The 24,354-nt window shown below is 39.7% G+C and carries 23 protein-coding genes and 13 tRNA genes; 34 read left to right on the plus strand and 2 right to left on the minus strand.

The window, feature by feature from the left end; genetic code table 11:
• The 20 genes from NOM01_RS14310 to NOM01_RS17295 all read left to right on the plus strand — a co-directional run.
• Positions 1-239, plus strand: a 239-nt coding sequence (locus tag NOM01_RS14310; protein ID WP_255749186.1) for a PhzF family phenazine biosynthesis protein, incomplete at its 5' end; no start/stop codon positions are given.
• A gap of 226 nt (positions 240-465) precedes the next feature.
• Positions 466-3,561, plus strand: coding sequence for an EAL domain-containing protein (locus tag NOM01_RS14315; RefSeq protein ID WP_255749187.1), 3,096 nt, complete (start codon positions 466-468; stop codon positions 3,559-3,561).
• A 261-nt stretch (positions 3,562-3,822) separates the two neighbouring features.
• Positions 3,823-3,894: transfer RNA gene (locus NOM01_RS14320), tRNA-Glu, on the plus strand.
• A gap of 74 nt (positions 3,895-3,968) precedes the next feature.
• Positions 3,969-4,044 (plus strand) — tRNA-Val (locus tag NOM01_RS14325).
• A 6-nt stretch (positions 4,045-4,050) separates the two neighbouring features.
• Positions 4,051-4,124: transfer RNA gene (locus NOM01_RS14330), tRNA-Met, on the plus strand.
• A 4-nt stretch (positions 4,125-4,128) separates the two neighbouring features.
• Positions 4,129-4,204 (plus strand) — tRNA-Asp (locus NOM01_RS14335).
• A gap of 67 nt (positions 4,205-4,271) precedes the next feature.
• Positions 4,272-4,347: transfer RNA gene (locus NOM01_RS14340), tRNA-Phe, on the plus strand.
• A 9-nt stretch (positions 4,348-4,356) separates the two neighbouring features.
• A tRNA-Thr gene (locus NOM01_RS14345) sits at positions 4,357-4,432 on the plus strand.
• A 56-nt stretch (positions 4,433-4,488) separates the two neighbouring features.
• A tRNA-Tyr gene (locus NOM01_RS14350) sits at positions 4,489-4,570 on the plus strand.
• A 12-nt stretch (positions 4,571-4,582) separates the two neighbouring features.
• Positions 4,583-4,653: transfer RNA gene (locus NOM01_RS14355), tRNA-Trp, on the plus strand.
• Between the two features lie 15 nt (positions 4,654-4,668).
• Positions 4,669-4,744, plus strand: a tRNA-His gene (locus tag NOM01_RS14360).
• Positions 4,745-4,751: 7 nt separating this feature from the next.
• A tRNA-Gln gene (locus tag NOM01_RS14365) sits at positions 4,752-4,823 on the plus strand.
• Between the two features lie 6 nt (positions 4,824-4,829).
• A tRNA-Gly gene (locus tag NOM01_RS14370) sits at positions 4,830-4,904 on the plus strand.
• Positions 4,905-4,911: 7 nt separating this feature from the next.
• Positions 4,912-4,985: transfer RNA gene (locus NOM01_RS14375), tRNA-Cys, on the plus strand.
• A 34-nt stretch (positions 4,986-5,019) separates the two neighbouring features.
• Positions 5,020-5,101: transfer RNA gene (locus tag NOM01_RS14380), tRNA-Leu, on the plus strand.
• A gap of 363 nt (positions 5,102-5,464) precedes the next feature.
• The gene (locus NOM01_RS14385) at positions 5,465-6,496 is read left to right on the plus strand and encodes an acyltransferase family protein (RefSeq protein ID WP_255749188.1); all 1,032 of its coding nucleotides are present in this window, start codon (positions 5,465-5,467) and stop codon (positions 6,494-6,496) included.
• A 298-nt stretch (positions 6,497-6,794) separates the two neighbouring features.
• A complete protein-coding gene (locus NOM01_RS14390; protein WP_255749189.1) occupies positions 6,795-10,004 on the plus strand; it encodes a DEAD/DEAH box helicase in 3,210 nt (1,069 codons plus the stop codon).
• A gap of 286 nt (positions 10,005-10,290) precedes the next feature.
• Positions 10,291-10,368 (plus strand): putative holin-like toxin, encoded by a 78-nt coding sequence (locus NOM01_RS17290; protein WP_353949365.1) that lies wholly within the window; start codon positions 10,291-10,293, stop codon positions 10,366-10,368.
• Positions 10,369-10,408: 40 nt separating this feature from the next.
• Complete coding sequence (locus NOM01_RS14395; RefSeq protein WP_255749190.1) at positions 10,409-10,540, plus strand: hypothetical protein; 132 nt, start codon at positions 10,409-10,411, stop codon at positions 10,538-10,540.
• 243 nt (positions 10,541-10,783) lie between these two features.
• Positions 10,784-10,861 (plus strand): putative holin-like toxin, encoded by a 78-nt coding sequence (locus NOM01_RS17295; RefSeq protein ID WP_370646141.1) that lies wholly within the window; start codon positions 10,784-10,786, stop codon positions 10,859-10,861.
• A gap of 201 nt (positions 10,862-11,062) precedes the next feature.
• On the opposite strand, the gene NOM01_RS14400 is transcribed toward NOM01_RS17295, so the two are convergent.
• Positions 11,063-11,257 (minus strand): DUF1731 domain-containing protein, encoded by a 195-nt coding sequence (locus tag NOM01_RS14400; RefSeq protein WP_370646140.1) that lies wholly within the window; start codon positions 11,255-11,257, stop codon positions 11,063-11,065.
• A gap of 151 nt (positions 11,258-11,408) precedes the next feature.
• On the opposite strand from NOM01_RS14400, the gene NOM01_RS14405 reads away from it, so the two are divergent.
• The 6 genes from NOM01_RS14405 (at position 11,409) to NOM01_RS17305 (ending at position 17,567) form a co-directional block, all read left to right on the plus strand.
• Complete coding sequence (locus NOM01_RS14405) at positions 11,409-11,666, plus strand: YkvA family protein (RefSeq protein WP_255749192.1); 258 nt, start codon at positions 11,409-11,411, stop codon at positions 11,664-11,666.
• A gap of 546 nt (positions 11,667-12,212) precedes the next feature.
• The gene (locus NOM01_RS14410) at positions 12,213-12,383 is read left to right on the plus strand and encodes a PTS sugar transporter subunit IIB (protein WP_255749232.1); all 171 of its coding nucleotides are present in this window, start codon (positions 12,213-12,215) and stop codon (positions 12,381-12,383) included.
• Positions 12,384-12,472: 89 nt separating this feature from the next.
• Positions 12,473-14,716: a glycoside hydrolase family 15 protein gene (locus tag NOM01_RS14415; protein WP_255749193.1), complete on the plus strand. Its 2,244-nt coding sequence runs from the start codon at positions 12,473-12,475 to the stop codon at positions 14,714-14,716.
• Positions 14,717-15,227: 511 nt separating this feature from the next.
• Positions 15,228-15,995, plus strand: a complete 768-nt coding sequence (locus tag NOM01_RS14420) for a DNA-binding protein (protein WP_255749194.1) — start codon at positions 15,228-15,230, stop codon at positions 15,993-15,995.
• Positions 15,996-16,803: 808 nt separating this feature from the next.
• Positions 16,804-17,214 carry a YkvA family protein gene (locus NOM01_RS14425; RefSeq protein WP_255749195.1) on the plus strand — a complete coding sequence of 137 codons (411 nt, stop codon included), beginning with the start codon at positions 16,804-16,806 and terminating at the stop codon, positions 17,212-17,214.
• Positions 17,215-17,489: 275 nt separating this feature from the next.
• Positions 17,490-17,567, plus strand: coding sequence for a putative holin-like toxin (locus NOM01_RS17305; protein ID WP_370646141.1), 78 nt, complete (start codon positions 17,490-17,492; stop codon positions 17,565-17,567).
• A gap of 509 nt (positions 17,568-18,076) precedes the next feature.
• Here NOM01_RS17305 and NOM01_RS14430 read toward each other — a convergent pair.
• Entirely contained in the window at positions 18,077-18,547 is a 471-nt protein-coding gene (locus tag NOM01_RS14430; protein WP_255749196.1) for a DUF2442 domain-containing protein, read from the minus strand.
• A gap of 197 nt (positions 18,548-18,744) precedes the next feature.
• On the opposite strand from NOM01_RS14430, the gene NOM01_RS14435 reads away from it, so the two are divergent.
• The 8 genes from NOM01_RS14435 (at position 18,745) to NOM01_RS14470 (ending at position 24,297) form a co-directional block, all read left to right on the plus strand.
• Positions 18,745-19,692, plus strand: a complete 948-nt coding sequence (locus NOM01_RS14435; protein ID WP_255749197.1) for a hypothetical protein — start codon at positions 18,745-18,747, stop codon at positions 19,690-19,692.
• Positions 19,693-19,868: 176 nt separating this feature from the next.
• Complete coding sequence (locus NOM01_RS14440) at positions 19,869-20,633, plus strand: PDDEXK-like family protein (RefSeq protein WP_255749198.1); 765 nt, start codon at positions 19,869-19,871, stop codon at positions 20,631-20,633.
• On the plus strand, positions 20,617-21,210 hold the full coding sequence (locus tag NOM01_RS14445) for a hypothetical protein (RefSeq protein WP_255749199.1): 594 nt from the start codon (positions 20,617-20,619) through the stop codon (positions 21,208-21,210). Before NOM01_RS14440 ends, NOM01_RS14445 begins: the two co-directional genes overlap by 17 nt.
• 99 nt (positions 21,211-21,309) lie before the next feature.
• Complete coding sequence (locus NOM01_RS14450; protein ID WP_255749200.1) at positions 21,310-21,921, plus strand: uracil-DNA glycosylase; 612 nt, start codon at positions 21,310-21,312, stop codon at positions 21,919-21,921.
• Between the two features lie 87 nt (positions 21,922-22,008).
• The gene (locus tag NOM01_RS14455) at positions 22,009-22,260 is read left to right on the plus strand and encodes a hypothetical protein (RefSeq protein WP_255749201.1); all 252 of its coding nucleotides are present in this window, start codon (positions 22,009-22,011) and stop codon (positions 22,258-22,260) included.
• A gap of 55 nt (positions 22,261-22,315) precedes the next feature.
• The gene (locus NOM01_RS14460) at positions 22,316-23,248 is read left to right on the plus strand and encodes an HNH endonuclease (protein ID WP_255749202.1); all 933 of its coding nucleotides are present in this window, start codon (positions 22,316-22,318) and stop codon (positions 23,246-23,248) included.
• Positions 23,249-23,392: 144 nt separating this feature from the next.
• Positions 23,393-24,079 carry an AbiTii domain-containing protein gene (locus tag NOM01_RS14465; protein ID WP_255749203.1) on the plus strand — a complete coding sequence of 229 codons (687 nt, stop codon included), beginning with the start codon at positions 23,393-23,395 and terminating at the stop codon, positions 24,077-24,079.
• A complete protein-coding gene (locus NOM01_RS14470; RefSeq protein ID WP_255749204.1) occupies positions 24,076-24,297 on the plus strand; it encodes a hypothetical protein in 222 nt (73 codons plus the stop codon). Before NOM01_RS14465 ends, NOM01_RS14470 begins: the two co-directional genes overlap by 4 nt.
• Positions 24,298-24,354 lie beyond the last annotated feature (57 nt).

Below are 24,354 nucleotides of genomic sequence, written 5' to 3' on the forward strand. Positions count from 1 at the left end.
TATTAATTTTATTATATAAGGAGTTAAACAATTCTGAGACAGCTTTTATGATGCCATCTGATGATCCAGATGATTATGATATTCACTTGCGCTTTTTCACACCAACAAGCGAAGTTCCGATTTGCGGCCATGCTACAATAGATGACGATAAAAATCAACATGCGAAAAAGAAGTTGACAATACATAGATCTGTTCAATCTGTGTATGGTTTTCTTTTTTACGGTTTTTATGCTTTTTAGTGAATATAGGTTCACCAATTGGCTATTTGTACCGATACTAATGGCATAGACTATTTGTCCTTAATGCAGTATTATGTAGACCAAGTTCATAATAAACTTAAGGTAGAGCGAAAAAGAATAGTTGACGCGTGATTTTTAGTGAAATGAATAATTAAAATAATGACGCCCGGTTGACTTGAATACATACGAACTTAATGTTTTGGTGACTGTGAAAGAAGGTTAGTAAATGGAAACGTCAAATCTGCATTTTTTCTCACTCTTATTTATGATTGTTTGCATAATCAGTGTGCTATTAGGTACTTATGTGATTTTGAAAAATGCGAAGGATCAATTAAATCGTATTTTCTTTACTGTTTGTATTTGTTTGTGCATCTGGTCATTTGGATTTTCAATTTCTGTGATTGCACCGAGCAGTACAATCTGTTTGTTTTGGAGAAGATTTTCAGCCATTGGCTGGGGCACTTTTTACGGAGCGCTTTTGCACTTTTGTTTTATATTGACAGGAAATCAACGGATTCTTAAAAAAGTGTGGATGTATCCGGCACTTTATCTGCCTGCTGCGCTTACGGTTTATGTATTTGGTCTTTCGGCCCCCATGGCCGCTGCGCAGTATCAATTTATTAAGCGTGACGGTCTATGGGTGAATCTCGCAGTAAACAATGGCTGGGACTTTTTTTTCTATAGCTATTTCACGGTATTTTTAGTAGCGGGTCTATTGATGCTTTGGCACTGGAGAAAACATGCAACAACAAAAGATGAACAGCATCAGGCAAAGGTTATTTTTGGGGGATATGTTGTCGTTAGTATATTGGGCACATTTACCGACTTGATCAATAATTCATTTGACTTTCTGCCTGTGCCACAAATGGCGCCAATCCTCTTCATGCTCTTCATTGCGTCCATCTGTTACTGTATCAGGAAATACAGATTGATGAGTAATCCAACCATAGATGAAGCAGAAATAATTCTTAATGAAGAAAATCGCACAAAAATGTATGATCTGTCGTCGATGGTTCTTGTACTGTGCGGAATCGTCTATTTTGTCTGTCAATTTTTACTTTCAAAAAATGAAAGCTTTGTCTCGAGTTTTGAAACAGGATTGTTACTTATTGGATTAGGTGTTTCCCTATTCATTTGTAATAGACGACATACGAATCGAAGTGATATGGAAGCAATTTACACCATTATCGCTTCTTTAATTATACCCATATTCATCATAAAATTAGCAGGAAACACGAGTTCTGTAATCTTTGCAATCCCATTTGTAACAATTATTGGCTCATTGGTGTTCAATCAGCGAATGATGCTTACAGCAATATCCTTATCTTCTTTTCTCACGCAGATCTATGTGTGGATTTCAGCCCAAAGTTTGCATCTTACGTTGAGAAGTGATGTCTATATAAGCAGACTTACAATCTTAGCCGCGGGCGTTATCTTTGCCTTTTATGTGAATCGAATTTATATTCTCAGATTGAAGCAGAATTCGGAGCAGATGCGTGTGCAAAAATTCGCATCAAAGATCTCAGCAAACTTTGTGACGGTAAGTCGTCTTAATGTCGAAGAAAAGATGGATAATATCCTTAAAGCGATCGGAGAATTCTTTGATATTGATCATGTCTCGCTCAACCTAAGTGTAGCAGAATATAATTTTATGGATCCGGAAAACAGCTCTTTTTGGAATAAGAAAAATCCAAATCAGATTGTTCATGGTTTCGCGACCTATTCACAAGAATGGGTAAAACAATTTGGAGAAAACAGCATCATTCACATTTCGAATCGTGAAAAGCTGCCTCGCGAGGCTGAGGTTATTCGGCAAGAACTTGAAAAGAAAGGAATTCAATCCGTACTGTCTGTTCCCATTACCGTTCATAACGTTGCGATTGGACATTTAAAGCTGGAATCGACAAAAACATCGAACGATTGGAACATTAACTGGATGAGTCTGCTTGAAATTGTAGCAAACATTTTTGCGGATGCGCTGGTCAAAGTAACTGCAGAGAAAAGGATTCATTTTATGGCCTATTTTGATGAACTCACAGGTCTTCCTAACCGCTTGTTATTTGGCGAGCGTGTAAAACGAGCAATGAGCCATGCAGAATCAACGGGCAACAAGATTGCGATCGTTTTCTTAGATCTAGATTCATTTAAAGATGTGAATGACACACTAGGACATGAAGCCGGAGATCTGCTGATTAAGAAGGTAACCGGCCAATTATCGCATTGCATCAGCCCGGCGGATACCGTTTCGCGATTTGGCGGTGATGAATTTCTGATCATGCTTAATCACATTTCAGAACCTGAAGAGGCAATCCGCACTATTGATAAAATCATGAAATTGTTTCACACATCTTTCATGCTTCGTGAACAAGAAGTATTTGTTACAGCCAGTGCAGGTGTTGCTCTATATCCCGATGATGGAGATGATACCGAAACATTGGTTAAAAGCGCTGATACGGCTATGTATGAGGCGAAGAGCAAGGGGAAGAACCAATATGCTCTATGTACCAAAGAGATGAAAGACAGGCTGCAGATGAGGCTGAGATTAATGAGCAGTCTCTTTCATGCACTCCCAAGAAATGAATTGAGCATTGTCTATCAGCCCCAGGTTTGTCTAAAAACGGAACAGGTCGTTGGTGTTGAGGCACTGCTCAGATGGAAACATACGGAACTCGGGAACATATCGCCTGGTGTCTTCATCGAGCTGGCGGAACAGACCGGTTTAATTAACCCAATAGGCGAGTGGGTATTAAAATCGGCGTGCACTCAGCTGAAAAAATGGCTTGATAAAGGTATACCCGCTGTTCGTGTCGCTGTCAATTTATCAGTTGTTCAGCTTCGCAACCCGCTGCTTGTCAACCAGGTAAAAAAAGTACTTGATGAGACAGGCATTGATCCTGAGCTTCTTGAACTTGAAATAACTGAAAGTGCAACAACAAAGGATTTCGAGTACATCGTGCGTGTGCTTAACGATTTAAAAGCACTTGGCGTGTCGCTGTCAATTGACGATTTTGGAACAAAGTACTCCTCATTAGGACGTTTAAAAAAATTGCCTGTTGATCGTCTGAAGATGGATATGCAATTTATTCAAGATATTGGTTATAGTGCCAAGGGAACCGGCATTACCAAAGCAATTATCAATTTAGCGAAGTACTTAGACCTTCAGTTGATTGCTGAAGGTGTTGAAAACCAAGTTCAACTTGAGTTTCTAAGAACATGGAGCTGCGATTTAGTTCAGGGCTATTATTATTATCGTCCGTTATCTTCCAGTGACCTTGAGAAGGTTATGAACAGTGATTCCCATTCAGGCAACAAACTGCTTTGAGAGTACTGAGAGGGGCGTAGAAGGGCATCCATTGTGGGTGGGCTCTTTTTATGCAGCAGCATGATGAGATAATCAAGAGAGGGGCAGCAGTGCAGCATGATAAAAATGTGCTGCCTATTTGTTGTTGTATTAATTGGCATATATCGGTTATACTGGAATAGTTGATTTTTAAAAATTAATTATAAAAACACTTGCAATTTGGTATGAATGATGGTAACATTTTAAAAGTCGGCGGCAAGATGTTACGACAATTGCTTTTCTGGCCCGTTCGTCAAGTGGTTAAGACACCACCCTTTCACGGTGGGTTCATGGGTTCGAATCCCGTACGGGTCATTGTTTTACTTGATTTTTTATGAGCCATGTATTAGAATGTAATGGTGTTTTTAATGGCTTGTTCAAAATTATATGGAGGATTAGCTCAGCTGGGAGAGCGTCTGCCTTACAAGCAGAGGGTCATAGGTTCGAGCCCTATATCCTCCACCATATCATCGCGGGGTGGAGCAGTCTGGTAGCTCGTCGGGCTCATAACCCGAAGGTCGTAGGTTCAAATCCTGCCCCCGCAATTGTGGATCCGTGGTGTAGGGGTTAACATGCCTGCCTGTCACGCAGGAGATCGGCGGTTCAAATCCGCTCGGATCCGCCATTTTATTTTGTTTTTTTACAACATAGGCTGTTCACTTAATATTGTCAGCATTTGTTTTTTACATAATGGCTCGGTAGCTCAGTCGGTAGAGCAGAGGACTGAAAATCCTCGTGTCGGTGGTTCGATTCCGCCTCGAGCCACCATTTGTTCGTGCCGATCTAGCTCAATTGGTAGAGCAACTGACTTGTAATCAGTAGGTTGGGGGTTCAAGTCCTCTGATCGGCACCATTATATTTTATACAATAGATGCCAATATCTATTCCTTATATTTTATTTATTATTGTGGAGGGATAGCGAAGAGGCTAAACGCGACGGACTGTAAATCCGTTCCCTACGGGTTCGAAGGTTCGAATCCTTCTCCCTCCATTTACATATTATAGGGGTATAGTTTAAAGGTAGAACAGAGGTCTCCAAAACCTCCAGTGTGGGTTCAATTCCTACTACCCCTGTTTTTAATCATTATGGCGGTTATGGTGAAGTGGTTAACACACCGGATTGTGGTTCCGGCACGCGTGGGTTCGATCCCCACTAATCGCCCCATAAATTTTGGCCCATGGCCAAGCGGTAAGGCAACGGCTTTTGGTGCCGTGATGCGCTGGTTCGAATCCAGCTGGGCCAATTTAATGCGGAAGTAGTTCAGTGATAGAACATCACCTTGCCATGGTGGGGGTCGCGGGTTTGAATCCCGTCTTCCGCTCCATTATTATGGCGGCATAGCCAAGCGGTAAGGCACGGGTCTGCAAAACCCTTATCCCCGGTTCGATTCCGGGTGTCGCCTCCATTTACTTACTTTTACTGCCATTATTTTTTATTGTGCCGGTGTGGCGGAATTGGCAGACGCGCATGACTCAAAATCATGTTCCTTCGGGAGTGTCGGTTCGACCCCGACCACCGGTATCAGTGTTTTTGACGAAAAAGGCATCTCAGAAATTTCTGAGATGCCTTTTTGTTTCATTGAGAAACCAACTAAACTTCTTGTAAAAAGATTTCCAACTGCTCATTCCTTTTACCCCTGCTTGACCCTTAATTTTCGAACTTCAAGCCTCCATAAAATTCACGAAATTTCAGTTTAATTATGCGCTATATTGGGGCAGAAAACTCAATTTTTACATTTAGATTAAACTTGTGAATAGACCTTTCAAAATAAATGAATCGTGCTAAACTAAGCATTTGTGAGGCCATTTTAAAGGAAAATATTCCAGTTTAGGTTGATCTCAAGTAAAGATAGAAATGCTTAAGGGATGAAAGGTGATTGTTGATATGGTGTCAACTACTAAGCGGCGGATTACATGGGTAGATATAGCAAAGGCACTGGGAATCATTGCGGTTGTATTCGGGCATGCCATTGATTCTGAGCGCGATATTCGTTCTTTTGATCTTGTTTATGATGCCATTTATTGGTGGCATATGCCGCTCTTTTTTATTATCGGAGGCTTCTTTTTAAAACCGCTTTCTCATAATTGGGAAGCAATTCGCCACTTTTGGTCTCGTCGCTGCAAACCATTAGTTGTTTCCTACTTCCTAATGGGAAGCATTTTAATTATGCTTAGCCATTTTGTCCGTAATCAGGACTGGTCGTACACCGCTTTCTATTTTGTCCGCCTGGTTTACGGTGGAAGGACGCTTAATAATTATTTAAGCATTTTTTGGTTCATTAATGTCTATATTCTCACACTGATCGTGGTTATCGTTTTGATCACTTGGGTGCGTCCTGTGGTCTTACAATGGATCATCAGTCTGACTCTGTTTGCCATTGGAACAGTTCATCAGCAACCAGAGTTCCTAGGACACCCTTATTTCCCATGGGATGTCCAAGTCGTATTAATTACCACCACATATATGCTGGCCGGCTATTACGGGTTCAAATTGCTTCAGACTATGTCTCATAAATATATAACCCTTTTGGCCATTGGTATCTTTTATTTATTTCTTATTCACGATCAATTCACCAAGAAAATCAATTTCACATTATATCTGAAATCGGATAATCTAAATCATACGGGGCTGGCGTTGATTACACCGCTCATTTTATGCTTAGGGATTATACTCATCTCGCAAATACTGAGTGAACTTAAATATTTTCATTGGCTTGTTCTCTGGGGGCGTCATACGGTGCTGATTATGTTTTGGCATCGAGCACTGTTTGACTTGCCGGAAATCATGGGGCTCCCTGACCACTGGCTGTTAAAATGTCTGATGGGCTTATTAATCCCTATTATAGTCATGCTGGTATGGAAACAATTTACGAACTTTCTGATGCACCATCGCCCAAGACAGTATGCGAGCAGCTGATCCGGATCGAGTGAAAACATATCAACTACTGTAAAAAGTCAGTGCTTTGCATCAGTCAAAGCGCTGACTTTTTTGCTGCAACGAGTTCCGAAGTATCTCTAGTTTACGGGTTCTTCAGTATCGACTTTTTTGTATGATCAACACCTAGCAAATGCCATATTTTTAGAAAGTGTCCTTCTATTGCTGCGCCTTCAATCTGTGTTATAGTTGCGGTAATTAGTCCTTTTTTTAATTTGATTCAGTCGAAATGACGAAAACGTCGCACGATAAATGAAGCGAACAGGTGTGTAGTGTAATCATGATTCAACTAACAGAAAAAATAATTAAAGACTATTTTTCCCCGACCATCTATCAACGCGGCTATAACTATTACCTTGAAGGACGTGTGGAAAGCCTCTATTATGACTCGAACACCGATTCTTGGGAAGCGGAAATTGAAGGGACAGAGCAATATGTGGTCGATGTGTGCTTTGAAGGGCGATCGCTTATCTATGACTGCGACTGTCCGGCCGCTGAGCAATTTTCAACCCCTTGTAAGCATGTGGCGGCTGTTCTTCTGGAAATAAAAGAAGAGCAAGAAGAGGGGATGCGCGTATCGGGATATCATATGATCGCTCGTCTCAACAAGGATTTAACGGGCCAATTAATCGATACGTTTTCGCGCGTTCAACAGAAAGAATATGATCGGCAGCATGCTGATCGGAAACAGGTGATGCAAACTGAATGGACGATTGGCCTTCATTCATCATGGATCACCTTGCAGATGAAGACCGGCACCAAAAGACTGTATGTTGTCAAGAATATCAGGGACTTTATCACTGCCGTACTTAACCAAGATTCGTATACATTTACGAAAAAGTTTTCATATAGTCCCTCGGAGCATGGGTACACGCCTGAAGATCAGGCGGTTATTGATATGCTTGGTCAGCAGATGAGCTATAGAAATTACAGGATGATGCAGAACGCGTATACCGGAAGTTACTCGGGTGCCGATGACCGTCAATTCATTATTCCTCCAATGCTGTTTCCGAAGCTCCTGGACAAACTCCAATCCTGCTCCATTAATTTTGATAATGGCTTGTTAGGCGGGAATCAGATCACTGTACATGAAAATGAACGTCCATTTGAACTTCGTTTGGATGAGCGTTCGCAAGGCGATTATGAGGTGGACCTGTCCGATCTGGACGATGCTGAGTATCTCGATCAATATGGTTATCTTTTAAAAAATGGAGAATTATATCATCTTTCTTCCGATCAACAAGGGTTGGTTGGCGAACTCTTCTCGATTGTCAGCCGCTCCGGAATCACTACGCTGCCGATTAGAAAAGATCAGATTGAATCGTTTCTTTCTCACGCGGCACCCGGTTTGAAGAAAATCAGCGAACTGAAGATTGCGGATACGGTTTCAGAGCGCATCGCATGGCATCCGCTGCATGCGAAACTGCTGGTTGATCGTGAAGATGACCAATTGACTGTTCAGCTTGAATACCATTATGGACATGCGGTCGTGAAGCCCTTCGAACAAGATGAAGGCGCCGGGGCGGATGATCAGATCTTTATTCGCGATGCGGAAAAAGAACAAGTGATTATGGATATTATTGACTCCTCTTCGCTAAAAATCAGCGGGAATCAGCTGTATGCCGAGGGAGAGGAAGCCATCTACGATTTTCTATACGAGGACCTCCCGCAACTGGAAAATGTTGCGGAAATTCTTCTGACCAGTTCAGTCAGAACGCTTTTGATGCCAGACCAAAAGACCCCGTTTGCGAAAATTGATATGGATGACAGCGAAAATTGGCTCGATGTCCACTTCCAGCTTGATGGGATTGAAGAAGATGAGATTCAGAACATCCTTCAATCACTTGTTGAAAAGAAACGCTACTATCGTCTCCCGAACGGCACCTTTGTCCCATTAGAGGATGAGACGTTCGCGTCCGTCAAACAGATGCTGGACGAACTGAACATATCAAGGAAAGAGCTTCAGGATAATCAACTGAACGTGCCGATTTATCGCGGCGGGCAAATTGACTCAATCCTCGGTGACCAGCATGCATCCGTTGGCTTTGGCAAGGGATTTCGACGCTTTTTGAACCGACTGAAAAACCCGGAACTGATTGAATTTGATTTGCCCGATTCGCTCCATGCCGATCTCAGAGACTATCAATATTACGGCTATCAATGGTTGAAAACACTGGGAAATTACGGACTTGGCGGCATTTTGGCCGACGAGATGGGGCTGGGCAAGACAGTACAAAGTGTTGCGTTTCTTTTATCGGAAAAAGAAACGAAGTCCGATGTTCAACCGGTATTGATTGTTACGCCGGCATCATTGATTTACAACTGGAAAAATGAACTGACAAAATTCGCACCTGACCTAAATGCTGTCGTTGCATCAGGGACAGTGCTGGAACGGCAGGCCTTGCTTCAGCAAGAGCAGAAACCTGATATCTGGATCACTTCATACCAAACGCTGCGGCAGGACATTGACACTTATGAGAATGAAAAATTCAGTACGTTGATCCTTGACGAAGCGCAGACAATCAAAAATTTCAATACGAAGACAGCCCAAGCCGTTCGCAAAATTAAGGCAAGGAACCGCTTCGCATTGAGCGGAACACCGATTGAGAATTCGATTGATGAGCTTTGGTCGATTTTCCAGACGCTTCTACCCGGATTCTTCCCGAAGCTTTCAGAGTTTAAAAAGATGGATCAGGAAAAAATTGCACGAATGATCCGGCCATTCCTGCTTCGCCGCGTGAAGAAGGATGTTTTATCGGAGCTTCCTGACAAAATCGAAACCATTCAAAGCTCCGAACTGACAAAGGATCAGAAGGGGCTTTATCTGGCCTACCTTGAAAAAATTCAGAAGGAAACAAAGGATTCCCTTGAAAAGGAAGGATTTCAGAAGAGCCGAATCAAGATCCTTGCCGGACTCACTCGGCTGCGGCAAATTTGCTGCCATCCTGCCCTCTTTGTGGAAGACTATCATGGAGAATCCGGCAAGCTGGAGCAGCTCCTTGAAATGATCTCCGATTATCTTGAGAACGGCCGCAGAATTTTAATTTTTTCACAATTTACCAGCATGCTGGCCATTATCCGTACAGCTTTAGAGGAAAAAGGCTTGTCCTTTTTTTACCTAGACGGGCAGACCCCGGCAAAAGAACGCGTCAATATGGTGGAACAATTCAACCGAGGGGAGAACGCTGTATTCCTGCTCTCGCTCAAAGCGGGCAACACAGGACTGAATCTGACCGGCGCCGATACCGTGATTCTTTATGACTTGTGGTGGAACCCGGCGGTTGAGGATCAGGCAATCGGCAGAGCGCACCGTATCGGCCAGCGCAACGTCGTACAGGTTGTCCGTATGCTCACTCAAGGTACAATTGAAGAAAAAATACATGAACTGCAACAAAAGAAAAAGGATCTCATTGAAACGGTGGTAGAATCCGGTGATCAATCCCTGTCACGGATGTCCGAACAAGAAATTAAAGAGATTCTGAGTATCTGAGCAGGGTTAGAATACGTCTCAAAAATTTTGAAGGATGATGCTTGAAAATCGTTGTTATATCAATGATTTTCAAGCATTTTTTGATCCTGAAAATCATTCAATACGCATGCATGTGAAGATGGACGAAGCAGCAGCGAGCAGAAAAAAACGATACAGTCCAAAAAAGATTGGTACAATAACTGACCACTTTAAAACCGAACATACATTCCATGATATAATTATAGACAGGCAATAGATGATGCATATGAGCGGATGCGGTGACACCCTCAGAAAGGGGGTGGCGCCAATGACAGTATTTCAAGCGATGACACTTATGATTAGTTTTGGAGTGCTTATTTTGATGCTGTCAGACAGAAAGAAATAATCCGCCTCATATGCTCTTGCAGGAGCTGAGACGGATCGTTGTGAAAATACGCTATGTTGATGAAGCACAGCATCCGCTCTACGCGGATATTGCCATACCGTCAGTGCTCGCAGCACTGACGGATTTATTTTGCCTTAATCTACTATCATTATACACAGTTCGCCGGATTTAATGCAATGCACGTTTCTTCTCATCGCATCATGAAGCAAGTATATCAGTTGATCAGGACCTTGTTCAATTGGAGTAGAATGAAGCGGCAGCGAGCAGAATTAAACGGATACACTCCTAAAAAGATTGGCACAATAACTGACCGCTTGAAGAACCGAACGTACATTCTATGATATAATTACAAACAGGCAATAGATGATGCATATGAGCGGATGCGGTGACACCCTTGTGAAAGGGGGTGCAGCCAATGACAGTATTTGAAGCGATAACACTTATGATTAGTTTTGGAGTGCTTATCTTGATGCTGTCAGACAGAAAAAAATAATCCGCCTCATATGCTCTAGCCGGAGTTGAGACGGATTATCCCGTTGTGGTTGTGAAATTTCAGCATCGCTCCGCTCTACGCGGATATTGCTATTCCGTCAGTGTTCGAAGCACTGGCGGATTTATTTTACCTTGATCTACTATTATTATACACAGTTTGGAGAATTTAATGCAATCATTCGTTTGTTAGTTTGGAGAGTGATTAAAAGGCGCATCGCGCATTATTTAATAGATTTTCCAGTGCTGGCTTTAGGGTTGGAAAGGTGAATGTGAAACCTGCTTTGGTTAGCACCTGAGGGAGGACGTGCTGACCGTCAAGAATCATCGTGCTTTTTCGGTCAAGCGCGAGCTTTAGCACAACGGAAGGAACGGGAAGCCAATAGGGACGGTGAAGCACGGAAGATAACGGTGCAAGAAACTACTTAGAGATTATTGATGAAGAAAAAGCAAATAAGATTTATTCAAAAGAAAAATTTTGGCAAAAACTAGGTAGACATGCTAAAAAAGCAGGACTTAATGTTGTATATTTTGCACTTGTCTTATTTTTCATGGCAAAAAGTCCAAATGTTCCTGCTAAAGACAAGGCAATGATTATCGCCGGTCTAGCCTATTTTATACTTCCGATTGATGTAGTTCCTGATTTTATCCCGGTTGCAGGTTATTCGGATGATTTAGCTGTTTTGATTTTCATCATTGGTAAAGTTGCCTATTCAATAGATGAAGACTCAAAAAACAAAGCAAAAGAAGCGCTGAAGAAATGGTTTGGCGAGGATGTGGATGTCTCAAAATTAGATGCGCTATTATAATCGTATCTTTGAATGTGACGGATCTATTTGCGGAAATTCCGGAATACTCGGAGTTATTAATGAAAGAAAAAGTCAGAACTATTTAGGACAAGCTGGACTATCTAGCGTTAGATCGGAGAAATGTATCCGATTTGAAGCAGGCGAATAAGGTTCTGCATGACATGACTAATATAGATCCTTCAGATGTTGAAGTGTATTATATCGCCCAAATAGTTAATACACGAAGAGAAAAAACGATGCACAAAATACATGATACACATCTAAGTGTTTCATGTGTTTTTTTTATTAGTGGAAAAATCCTGTTATTTCAGCTCTTTTATACGATACACAAAAATTGGCATGTAGTTTGCTTGCCTTGTAATGTAGTGTAGGTATTCTCTGAGGAGTTTCAGTCTTTTCGAGGTTTGAAACCCAAATCATCAAAACGCTGCTGTGCACTCGGAAAATGCGAACGCTCGATACACACAAGGATTACTTATTCGGCAAAAGTGAAGGGGGATATGGGGTGTTTGGTCACACAAGAAATGATGGTGAATGATCATGGCGATGGATGTTCGTTTATTACGTATTGACAGTCGTTTGTTACATGGGCAAGTGAGTACGAATTGGGCAAAAGCCATCCCGTGCATCTCCTTAAACATGAAAGTAGGTGAGAAGGTTTCAGCACAGCAAATCGATCCAGCATGTCGAGTTTATGATGATTTGATTTTTGACTAGGAAAAGATTGATATGAAAGTGCCGCCAAGACAAAACGATTATGATATTCTACTTCTTTTAAATATTAGTTGGGAAAAGGGGGAATTCAATTGCAGTCTAAAAAGCGATCGGTAAAACGTATCTTTGCTATTCTAATGACGGTGATTCTTTCAATGTCTCTTTGGGCCTTTCAAGTACCAATAGCTCATGCAAGTGGTGTGAAGAGTGATTCTAATTATAAAGGGCATAATTCTTGGAACCAGCTGACAACCTCCAACGGTCTGGCAGCTGCTATTTACTCGGTTGGTCAGGGAAAAATGACTCGTTATCAGCGGCATATTTACAGCCATGTAGATGAAAACAGTACGACACCGAATTTCATGTGGGATTCTTATTTCGGTTATGGGGTGAACGGAGGCAAAGCCACTTGGTTGAACAGTGTGCCTGTTGATACGGCCAAATATGTAAACGGTACCAATATTGTTAAATCGACGCAACATAATGACGGTCTGAAATTTGACAGTTATTACTTCACTCCTTTTTCCGGAAAAAATCAATATCAGTCTTCTCTATTAGTGATGTTGGTGCGCGTGACCAATAATTCGAAAACGGATAAAAATGTTTCTGTCTTCTCTAACCAAAATATGCATCTGGGGACAGACTATGGAACGGCAAACGAACAAACCACACACAATCAAAAAGGCAATTACATTAAAGAATTTAATAGTAAGAATGGTAGTCTTGCGATCTATAAAAACCTGAATCTGGCGGGGGAACATTACGAAACCGGTTTAAGCGGATCGGAGAGCAATCCCTGGGCTGATGCCACAAATAACGGCAAACTGAATGATCAGATTGTCAGCCAGGGAAACGATATCACCACAGGATTTGAAAACCGGACGAATCAGCTGAGCGTTGGAAAGTCGAAATGGTACGGTGTGATTATCGGGTTGAATGAAGATGGTAATGAAAGTCATTTAAGCAGTGATGTTCTTGCTAATGCACAGATTGCTTTAAGCAGTACCCCTGAGGCTTTGCTGAAGCAGGAAGAAGACTGGTGGACCAAGTGGCACAGAACCGAGAAAATGCCGGCGGGTCTTTCAGCACAGGAACAACAGGTATACCGGCAGTCTACGGCAGTTTTGAAGATGTCTCAAAGTCGCGAGACAGGAGCATCTAATGGACAGGTATTAGCAAGCTTGATACCAGGGGAATGGAGTATTGCCTGGGCCCGCGACGGAAATTACTCGATCCAGGCACTAATCGCGTCCGGACATTATCAGGAGGCCCGTGCAGCACTTCAGTTCTTCTTTGATGCGCAGATGAAGAAGACAGAGGATGCTTCGGGAGAGAATTATTATCAAAAAAATTTCATAGAAAGTACAGATAAGGGCGCCCCAACTTATGGACTTGGTGTCAAACTAAGTAATAATTATCTGATTTCTGTATGCCGCTATTTTGGCAACGGCACGGAAGAATCAGACTGGAACAATAACGGGCCGAATATTGAATTTGACGGCTGGGGCTTGTTCTTATGGAGTGTTGATCAATATGTCCGTGCAACGGGTGATACACAATTCCTGAAAAGCAATCATCTCTCGAACTGGAACAAACTGACGAAGCAGGACGCAGACTTGCTGATTGAATTAATTCAACCGGAAAATGGTCTGATTCAGCCGGACTCCTCAATCTGGGAGGAACACTGGACCCCGTTCAACGTCTTAAAAACAGCACCATCGCGTCAACAATTCGCTTATACGAATATTACAGCATACCAAGGGTTGAAGTCAGCAGCCAACCTGGCAAAATTAATGGGCAAGGATCAGCTTGAAAAGAAATACAGTAAAGCGGCTTCTTCTATTAAAGATGCTGTCAAGAAACAGCTTGTTGTCCCTGAGAACGGGTACCGTACAATCGCATCGTCACTTGAGAGAAAAGGCGATTCAGTATATCAAAATGACGCGTCAACGGTTGAAGCGATCAACTTCGGCATGGTCAACCCGAAATCAAATCTGGCATCAGGCATGATCAAAGCGTACAACCAGAACCTGCGTATTCTAACGGGGAGCACTCCTGGGTATAAGCGGGATCAAGATGGTGACCTCTATGATTCCAGAGAATGGGGATTTATTGATTTAAGAATTGCAGGTGCCTTATCGAAAATGGGCAGAAATAGTGAGGCAAAGACACTCCTTAACTGGATGACCAGCCAAGCAACAAACAATTATAATCTGATTCCGGAATTGCTAGACTACAACACGCAGGATTATGCCGGATCCGTTCCGATGGGCGGATTCGGATCAGGTTCCTATATCCTGGGAATCAATGATTATTACCATCAACAGAAGAAGTAGAGTACTAGCGTTGATGAAGTTTGCGCCCAACTTATTAAGAATGTGAAAGATAAGGCGGCATCTGTAACTCCGTGACCTTGGGCAACAAATGAAAAGATCGATGAATGGCTTTCATGGTTGTCCAGTAGTTCAGACAACAACAAAATGTTATCAAACAATCTTGAGTGTAGTCCACATCTTTAACCAGGTGTGGACTATTTGTCGCTTACGTCTTATAACAGAGGGTTTTACAGCCGCGACAACATCAATGCTCTATCAGGATCTTGCAGTAAAGATATCGTTGAAAAAGCATCAGGCAACCTAAAGGACCGACTAAACTCCCGAAGAATGCAGGTTTCCACTGAATTAGCGTTGAATGGAAAGCTTTTCGTTGAGTTTATTGCACTTATTAACTTATCCTCTGTTTAGTTAGGAATATGGTTAATTGAGGAGTATAAAAACCTTTTAACTGAATACAATGATTAACGAAATTGACAAATCGTTAATCGAGCTTAAAATGGAGGTAAAGGAGATGATACAATTGCCATCAGCTATTTTGGATAAAACGAAAGAAGAAATTGAGCGCGGAGTTCATGGTCAAGATGCTGATACTGTGTATGAAGCCTTGGAAGGGGTATTTTCTACTTTAATACTTAAATTTCAACGCATATATAGCAAACGAATTTTAAGTATCATTGTAGATACCCAAGAAATGATTGATACATTTAAAACTTATCGTCTACCTCTACAAGCACAAAAACTGGAGATGCTGGTTGAATGGAGGAATCATTTTGCTGCATCCAATTCCAATAGCTCTGATGTCGAATTTGGCAAACTTAAAATTGACCTGGAATTTTTGTTTCTGGAATTCGGTGGTAAACAAATAAGTTTTGAATACAAAGAAGCTTATCTCTTAACACCAAAAGAAGCAGAAAAAGAATTAAACATATCTAATGTAACGTTTAGTAAATATGTTGGGAACGGTCTGGAGATAGCAGATACAACACATCACAAAAAAGTTCCAAAATTTGTTGTTGAGCTTTGGAATGATCCTAGTTATTGTTTTAAGATGCAAATGATCTATCAAAAAAAGAAATCAATAATTCAGGCTCCGGAAGAACGATTAACAGAACTAGATGAAGAAATAGTTGCCTTGCAAAGGAAGTATCACTGCGAGCATTATTTGGATGCTTTTAAGGACTACGATGGCGATGAGATGGACGATCCAACTGATTATTGGAACTGGCAGGACCTGGAGGAAGAGCGATCACAAATACTAAGGAATATTAAAGAAAAATAACATGGATATTCCTAACATAAATCAGTCATTGTTAAGTCCGGCAAACATCTATGACATACTCAAAAAATACAGTGATCTATTTCAAGAATATCCGATGTACCCACAATGCCATACACAAGTGGTTAAGTATAAAACAAGCGGACTTGAAGGATGGCTTCCGTTAAAAGAGCATAGTACTTATGGAATAACTAGAATTCATTTTGTAGAAAAATATGATCATGCTGGGTATGTAAGAAGATATAATTACGAGTGTAAATGCTTTTATCCAATACAAGGTATTCAACAAAGCCACATCATTAGTTGGGGAAACGACCCGCATAATGCTCCTAATACCGATCCTTCTTTAATAACAAAAACCGAACCACACCATTGCCATTACTGTAAAGATAACAGACGACTTAGAAGAGAGAATTGTACTGTTCGATCTTTAGAAAGAGCATTTACATTTGTTGCCTACTACATTAGAAATGATATTTCATACGATCATGACAATCCTTTCTTGAGATAAAAGGATGGAAATAAAAGAAAAAAGAATAAAAGGCAACAGTGATTCAGATCGGGAATTGCTGTTGCCTTTTCATTATGTCTATTGGTGTTTTTGCAAATAATTCAATTTATTGAAGGAATTTTACCATTTATTGTCGAAATTTGGTTCTAAAGATACATAACAATTCAGCTTATTTCCGAACACTTATTGAGGCGTTGATACCAATGAAAATGTACGTTGGAATTACGGACTTTGATTGGTTTAAGACATTAAAAAAGGCAAACTGTGATAACTGAATTTAATAACTTGGAGGGCAAGACTATGGATGACAACAGTGCAAAACAATATTTAGAGATTATGGATGAAGAAAAAACGAAAAAGATTTATTCAAAGGAAAAATTTTGGCGAAAACTAGCTGGACATGCTAAAAAGGCAGGACTTAATGTTGTATACTTTGCACTTGTCTTATTTTTCATGACAAAAAGTCCCAATGTGCCTACTAAAGACAAGGCAATGATTATCGCCGGCCTAGCCTATTTAATAACTCCAATTGATGTTGTTCCTGATTTTATCCCGGTTGCAGGATATTCGGACGATTTGGCTGTTTTGATTTTCATAATTGGTAAAGTTGCTTATTTAATCGATGATGACTCAAAAAACAAAGCAAAAGAAGCGCTGAAAAAATGGTTTGGCGAGGATGTTGATGTCTCAAAATTAGATGTGATATTATAATCATTTGTTTGTATTTGACGGATCTATTTGCCGAGATATTCATTTGGAGACCGACATATAGAAAATATCCATCCATTATAGTAGATGGGTATTTTTATGCTTGCAGACATTCATCATAAAATTACCAAAGACGGAAGCAAGTACCTAAAAAAGATTGGCACAATAACTGACCACTTGAGGAGTCGAACATACATACTATGATATGATTTTAGACAGGCAATAGATGATGCATATGAGCGGATGCGGTGACACCCTTGTGAAAGGGGGTGCGGCCAATGACAGTATTTGAAGCGATAACACTTATGATTAGTTTTGGCGTGCTTATCTTGATGCTGTCAGACAGAAAAAAATAATCCGCCTCATATGCTCTGACAGAAGCTGAGACGGATTACCGTAAATAAGTAATTCAGTTATAGGCACTGCATCCGCTCTACGCGGATATTGCCATGCCGTCAGTGTTCGAAGCACTGGCGGATTTATTTTGCCTTGATTTAATATTATTATACACAGTTTGTGCGATTTAATGCAATGCATTTTATCTTCTCATAACACCATTAATCCAGGCCGGTGTTCAATTGGAATTTCCAGCATCGTAGGGACGAGGAATCCTTCTGGCGGATCGACTATATGTCATTCACCACTGCTTTGTCTCGGTGTTTCACCTTTCAAAAAATACAGTGATCTAATGCTTATTCGTAAATAGTTCGTTTATGCCAGTATCCACCTGTTATAGCAGGTAGGGGTTCTGTTATTAATCAATTAATTTCTATTTCCGCCATAATCCTTTATAACACAGGCTGTCTATTCGTTTATTGGATGATAATTATGTCATGTGCCATCTATTTATGACTATAACATTGATTTACAGTGCAACACTTTCCACATATAAAATTCCGGGGTCAAAGTCAACTTGGTTTTCAAATGCAATGGTACGCGCTTCGTTGTCGATTTTCACGCTTTGAAAAAGTTTTGGATCCGTTAAAATCTCATTAACGATTCCTTTCGAACCATTTAAAAAGGTTTTTAGATCAATGATCCTGCATTCGCGGTAATTAAAGATAAGTAAAAGGCGGGCATCCTTAAGTGGGAGAACGTCGGTAATGATCTTGTCATCGTTAGAACAAGTCTTATATCGCTTTAGCGATAACTCTAAAAATCTAGCCATAACAAATTTAATGACTTTCAGCTCTTTAGAAGTGGTAGATTTTTCTGTGAGAGATGATATTGAGCGGAACATTTCTTTTTCATCGGTGGTTAAATATTCGATCGGTTTAAATTTGTCGCCGGATGTTTCCTCATTTTGTTCCTTTTTCTTATGGAAAAAATGAAACATGAGTTCACCTCATTCTCTGATTTGCTTTCCCCAACTAAATTTTAATTCTTTTTCTAGTTTAATAGTTTTGTTGCGATAATACGAATGGAATTCAAAAATTTTTTCGGTTCTTCATTTTCTGTAATTATTGAAGGAAATTTACCATTTATTGTCGAATGTTGATCAGCAATAGACGCAATATAAAAAGGGGGAGCACCTTGCAGACAGATTTAATGGCTCAAAGTTATTTTAAACACGCTTCTACATTCAATAATACCTTTTCTAAACAATGGTCGTTTGTTACTTTTGAAGATGCCGGTGAAGAATGGAAAAAGAGTGGCAAATTTCACTGTCAATGCGGAAGAACATTAAAATATCGTTATACTTTAAAGTATGAGGGATCACTTGACGATCTGTCACATTTTATCTCAAGTGATGAAAAAAAAGAGATTGCGAAAAATGGAAATCTAATTTATTTCGGTGAAACCTGTTTTGGACATAAGATTTTAGGCCTATCAGAGGGCAAATCAGAAAAACTAACAAAATCCGTTCAACATATACGCCATTTAGCTCAAAAATACACCGATGATGAAGAGTTAAAGAAAGCACTTCAAGCACAAAGAAGTTTAATTAAAGCTCTCCGCGCGGTACACGCAGAGATACCGGCTGAAGCTGAATTAATGGACAATCAAGGCATACCTTTAATGAAAGATCAGATGAGAGCGTTAGATGCGATACATCAGGACTATTTAAAAAAACAAATGAAAAAAGAAACTCCGGTCGTGGATCCTCTTGATCAACCAGATCACTCTTGGAGCGATCTGCAAAAATTTGCAGAGGGAATAGACAAGCAGGATAAACCTGAAAATCAACAAACCTCAATTGCTCCGATTTCAATGATTGCCAAAGATAACGATTTTCAAATGAAGATGAAGTCGACCTATGACCAACTTCCTTTTAACAGTGCAATAAGCGCGGTAGAGACTTCTTTTGAAATTGAAAGAAAATGTACGAAAAGCTATGGCTACTTCTCTTCCGGCAAGCCAAGGGTATACACAGAATTACTCGTACTCTTACTGAGCTTGAAGGGCAGAGGTCAAATACAAATGATTAGCGGCGATACAAACGATTTCGTTTTTAAGAAAATCGGTGATGAAAGGCAATGAATAGGTATTTGGCAGATTGTTCGATAAAAGTGAAAAATAGAATATCTACTAATGATGCTGAACAGACTTACCTTATTTCCATATAACAATCTTGTGATTAGTAGATTTCACTAAAGTGCAGGATATTTGGTAAATTTGTTGCAAAAAAGATGAGTACATAAAAAAGGGGCCAAGCTATGCTTGCAGAAATTCATCATAAAATTGCCAAAGACGGAAGCAATCTATCCGAACGCCTTGAAGACAATTTAACAAGTGACTTTTTTGGTGCGATTCGCTATCTGCCTTTTGAACAAGGGATGCGGGAAGTGCTGCTGACTGCAGAATTTGATGATCATCAGTTGATGGTGAACTGGTCAAACAGGGTTCAATCATTTCAAGGCTATCCATTTCGCTATCGTTTTTGGCATAAAATTGGATCGGATGAAATTGACTTGCTTTTGATCGGTGACGATCTCGTGATCGGTATCGAAGTTAAATTATATAGCGGACTGTCCTCTGAAGATGAGGAGATAGATCCGAAAATTGACTACGAAACGAGCAAAAACCAATTAGCACGTTATTCCGCGATGATGGAGAAAAATTTTCAAAGTAAGAAAGATAAGTATTTACTCTTTGTTGCGCCATATCAAACAATGAGCTCGGTAAAAGCGCGTATGCAAAGCGGATCAATCATTTCTCCTGATGTTCAGCTTGGCTTCATGAATTGGCAGGACATTCATCAACGGTTAGAGTCCCTGCACTTGGATTCTGTTAATAAGAGTGCACAGTTGATTCTAACTGATCTTAGAAACCTACTAAAAGCAAAGGAACTTGTTCACTTTCATGGCTTTCAATCAGCTTTATCCCCAATAATCAGCAGCAGTAGTTATTCATTTAGTGGAAAGTGGCTATGGCCAGATCAACAAATAACGGAGGGAAAGTATTATGTCTTCAATCATTGAAAAGGGAAAAAATATTACCAATGCAGTGATGGTGCTAAAGGAGACTTATAAAAGTATAAACCTGTTACTCGACGAGCTTGATCGCGTTAGCAAAAGATCCGGATACATGTCAATTACGCCTAGGTTTTTAAGAAAGCGGTCAGACGCTAACTTCAATGGTTGGTTAACAAGTGATTTCATCAAACTTTATCAGTGGGAAGATGATCCAGAATTGCCTCATTTAAAAAGTATGAAGGATGGATTGATTTATGGGGTTGAAGTTGATTTGGATTCAGAAGACTATCCAACGATTGGTTTAAATATTTATAATTTTGATTTATCGAATTGGACAACTCATCCTTCAGTATCTGATTATAATCTTTATTGGGATCCTTTTAGAGATGATGTTCATTTTAACATCAACACAGACGAGAAGGAATTGTTCTATTCCAGTGAAACCAAAGAAAAATATATATCTAATTATTCATATCTAAAGCGCTCTGTCTCAAAAGTGATACCGCTCCTATCCATCTCATCATCGGAAGACATTAAAGAAAAGATTTTTGAAGGATTTAAAGATGTTCATTTTCCAAATTAATACATGGGAAATACAATAATAAAAATCTAAAGCACCCACTTATTAGTCTAATAAGCGAGTGAATATGTTTTTTAGTTTTTTAATGAGGTGGTGGGCGGAATGAGTGTAAAGAATTTTGTTGAAAAATTAGCCTCTTATCAAACAAATAATCGTTCATTCAATCAGTATAGTTACGATTATGAGCTTGGCGGGTCCATTCGTCGTAATCTACTCATCTATCTTGAAGAAATGCGAAATATTGGCTATCATACACTTCTCGTTGGAGAGGCACCGGGTTATCATGGTTGCAGATGGTCGGGTATTCCGTTTACAAGTGAACGAATCATTGAAGAACGTCGAGCACCGTTATTTATTTCTAAACAAGGCTTCTACGTATCTTCGCATGTTCATGCTGAACAAACAGCATCAATAATCTGGGAAACGTTAAATGAGCTTAATCTTTATCCACTTATGTGGAATGCCTATCCTTTTCATCCTTATCAATCAAATGATCCGACGAAGAATAGAAAACCTACGATTGAAGAATTAAAATCAGGTCAGGTGTTTCTTGAAGAACTGATTGAGCTTTTTGAAATCGAAACAGTCATTGCTATCGGAAGAAAAGCTGAGGATACGCTTCGTACAATAGGAATTAATTGTCATGAAGTCCGCCATCCCTCCCATGGCGGAAAACAACAGTTTATTCAAGGAATGAGAACCTATCTGGGATAAAAGATTCCAGAACTTTGTTCAATGAAGATTTCTAGATTTAAGTGGCTTAATAAGATCCTGAAAAATAGAGGAAGAAGGGGAGAGAAGATGGATTTTAAGCAATACCTGATTAATAGACAATCATTATTAAACAAAGGCAAGAAAATAGGAGAAGTATCTGCCAAGCAATACAATAATCGTCTTGAAAATTTAAAAAGGAAAGGCATATATAACGGAGAAGAGCGATTGACTGAATCTACGGTGGAGCAGATCAATGATCTATACGCAGATAAAACAAATGAGTATGAAAGAACAATTAACTATTACATTGAGTTCAGACACTACCTGAGAAACCATTGATAAAATTAATGGAAAAAGTTCATATTTTTAGCTCCTTATAAAGGCGATGATACCAATGAAAATGTACGTTGGGATTACGGACTTTGATTGGTTTCAAACGCTAAAACAGGCAAACTGTGATGAGGTAAACTTTTGGAAGCCTGGCGGTCGTACAAATTTTAAAGCTTTAAATGAAGGGGATTTGTTTTTATTCAAGGCGCATAGTCCGAGGAATTATATCGTTGGTGGCGGCTTCTTTTTAAAATTCTCCATTCTGCCAGCCTCACTCGCGTGGGTTGCGTTTGGCATTGCAAATGGTACGACAAGTTTAATGGCACTTAATGAACGGATCTATAAATACAAAAGAACGAACCGCTTATCTGATCCTGATCCGCAAATTGGCTGTATCATTCTTTCAATGCCCTTCTATTTTGATGAAAAGGATTGGATTCCCCAACCCGAAAACTGGAGCAACAGTATCGTACAAGGAAAAACCTATCAAACAACTGAGTCGATTGGTCGATCACTGTTCGAGCAAGTTCAGGATCGGTTAAAAAATAGAGATGCCATTCAGTCGTTTATCGTTAAGGAGGATCCTTTAACTAATCGGTACGGTAAAGAGCGATTAATCAAACCACGTGTCGGTCAAGGTGCCTTTAAAGTGCTGATTGCGGATGCCTATCATAGAAGGTGCGCTATAACTGGCGAAAAAACTCTGCCGGTACTCGAGGCAGCACATATTAAACCGTACAGTATGAACGGTCCTCATGAGATAAAAAATGGCTTGCTGCTTAGAAGCGACTTTCACACTTTATTTGACCGTGGTTATATCACTATTGATCAGACACTTAATGTAGAAGTCAGCCATCATATTAAAGAAGACTTCGGTAATGGCAAAGAATATTATGCTTTTAATGGCAGTAAATTGGCCGTTGTGCCTGAACGCGGCGACCAGCTGCCGGATCGGCATTACTTAGAGTGGCATAATGGGAATGTGTATTTGGGGTAGTAAGTACATACAGCATTGCATTAAAAACAGATGAATGATCTTCATCTAGAAATGTTGAAAGGTCAACAAGGAAATATATCATTAAACTCTTATCAAGGTATAATAATACTAAAGTAATCTAACTAATGAAGGGTTTGATAATATATGGCTCGAAGTCAACTTTTAAAAGATGTCGTAAGTGGAAAAGAAAATATTGAAAATGTTTTATTAAGGTTAAAAGTCATATTAACTGATTTAGAAAATGAATCAATCATCAATTGGGTTAATGGGGAGCTACGGGGCTATAAAGAAAACGAGGATATACCAGCATATAGGAAACTTCGAGGAAATCCAATGGGTACATATATTCTAAATTACAACGTGAAATATACTAATGCTCAGGTTCCATTAGAGCCGTTAATCTCACAAGCAAGTATTGATAAACTCAGAACATTAAATGTAAGGGAAAGTATTGTCGCTATACAAGATATTTTGTCAGGGGAAAACCGAGAAAATTTTGGGAAATTGATTCCAACCATATTTTGCCATTCTATTTCAACTGAAGAACTTCAAATTGCAAGTATGAGAATACGATTTTCATCCAATCAATTAGAAAACATTGTATTTAATGTGAAAGCTAAATTACTTGATATAATAATGGAGCTTGAGAATAAGTTTGTAGATCTAGATGAGTTAGATATAGAAACACAAGTTGCCAAAGACAACGCCAAAAAAGAACAAGTAGTATATAACATAGAGAAAATAATATTCGATGATTCACTACGGGTTGGAAATAAAAATAAAATAAGCAAATCAAGACTTGGTAATCTATTCGGTGGTGGGCAAAAGTGAGCATTAGGATCGGGAACAAAAACAAAATCAAAAACTCAACAATAGGTAATCAATTTAATGTTGTGACTGAAAAAAGCAATGAACCAGTTGAGAATAAAAAATTTGCTGAAAAACATCCAATTGTAATTTCCTTTTTCATTTCAATAATCACTGGGGTTATTTTACTTTTTTCATTTTGGAAAACTATTGTAACAACAATTGAAAGCCTTTTTAAATAAAATAAATAAGTTGCATGTAAAATTAATGAATTAATAAAAATGGCTTCGTTAAGTTAT

This window comes from Sporolactobacillus sp. STSJ-5 (genome assembly GCF_024385605.1).
Taxonomy (GTDB): Bacteria; Bacillota; Bacilli; order Bacillales; family Sporolactobacillaceae; genus Sporolactobacillus.

What these genes read in the sequence shown, in the direction of transcription:
- NOM01_RS14460 (WP_255749202.1), top strand. Translation starts at nt 22,316, where the DNA reads ATGAAAATGTACGTTGGGATTACGGACTTTGATTGGTTTCAAACGCTA.
- NOM01_RS14465 (WP_255749203.1), top strand. Translation starts at nt 23,393, where the DNA reads ATGGCTCGAAGTCAACTTTTAAAAGATGTCGTAAGTGGAAAAGAAAAT.
- NOM01_RS14450 (WP_255749200.1), top strand. Translation starts at nt 21,310, where the DNA reads ATGAGTGTAAAGAATTTTGTTGAAAAATTAGCCTCTTATCAAACAAAT.
- NOM01_RS14455 (WP_255749201.1), top strand. Translation starts at nt 22,009, where the DNA reads ATGGATTTTAAGCAATACCTGATTAATAGACAATCATTATTAAACAAA.
- NOM01_RS14425 (WP_255749195.1), top strand. Translation starts at nt 16,804, where the DNA reads ATGGATGACAACAGTGCAAAACAATATTTAGAGATTATGGATGAAGAA.
- NOM01_RS14315 (WP_255749187.1), top strand. Translation starts at nt 466, where the DNA reads ATGGAAACGTCAAATCTGCATTTTTTCTCACTCTTATTTATGATTGTT.
- NOM01_RS14385 (WP_255749188.1), top strand. Translation starts at nt 5,465, where the DNA reads ATGGTGTCAACTACTAAGCGGCGGATTACATGGGTAGATATAGCAAAG.
- NOM01_RS17290 (WP_353949365.1), top strand. Translation starts at nt 10,291, where the DNA reads ATGACAGTATTTCAAGCGATGACACTTATGATTAGTTTTGGAGTGCTT.
- NOM01_RS14440 (WP_255749198.1), top strand. Translation starts at nt 19,869, where the DNA reads ATGCTTGCAGAAATTCATCATAAAATTGCCAAAGACGGAAGCAATCTA.
- NOM01_RS17305 (WP_370646141.1), top strand. Translation starts at nt 17,490, where the DNA reads ATGACAGTATTTGAAGCGATAACACTTATGATTAGTTTTGGCGTGCTT.
- NOM01_RS14445 (WP_255749199.1), top strand. Translation starts at nt 20,617, where the DNA reads ATGTCTTCAATCATTGAAAAGGGAAAAAATATTACCAATGCAGTGATG.
- NOM01_RS17295 (WP_370646141.1), top strand. Translation starts at nt 10,784, where the DNA reads ATGACAGTATTTGAAGCGATAACACTTATGATTAGTTTTGGAGTGCTT.
- NOM01_RS14430 (WP_255749196.1), bottom strand. Translation starts at nt 18,547, where the DNA reads ATGTTTCATTTTTTCCATAAGAAAAAGGAACAAAATGAGGAAACATCC.
- NOM01_RS14410 (WP_255749232.1), top strand. Translation starts at nt 12,213, where the DNA reads ATGGATGTTCGTTTATTACGTATTGACAGTCGTTTGTTACATGGGCAA.
- NOM01_RS14405 (WP_255749192.1), top strand. Translation starts at nt 11,409, where the DNA reads ATGGCAAAAAGTCCAAATGTTCCTGCTAAAGACAAGGCAATGATTATC.
- NOM01_RS14390 (WP_255749189.1), top strand. Translation starts at nt 6,795, where the DNA reads ATGATTCAACTAACAGAAAAAATAATTAAAGACTATTTTTCCCCGACC.
- NOM01_RS14420 (WP_255749194.1), top strand. Translation starts at nt 15,228, where the DNA reads ATGATACAATTGCCATCAGCTATTTTGGATAAAACGAAAGAAGAAATT.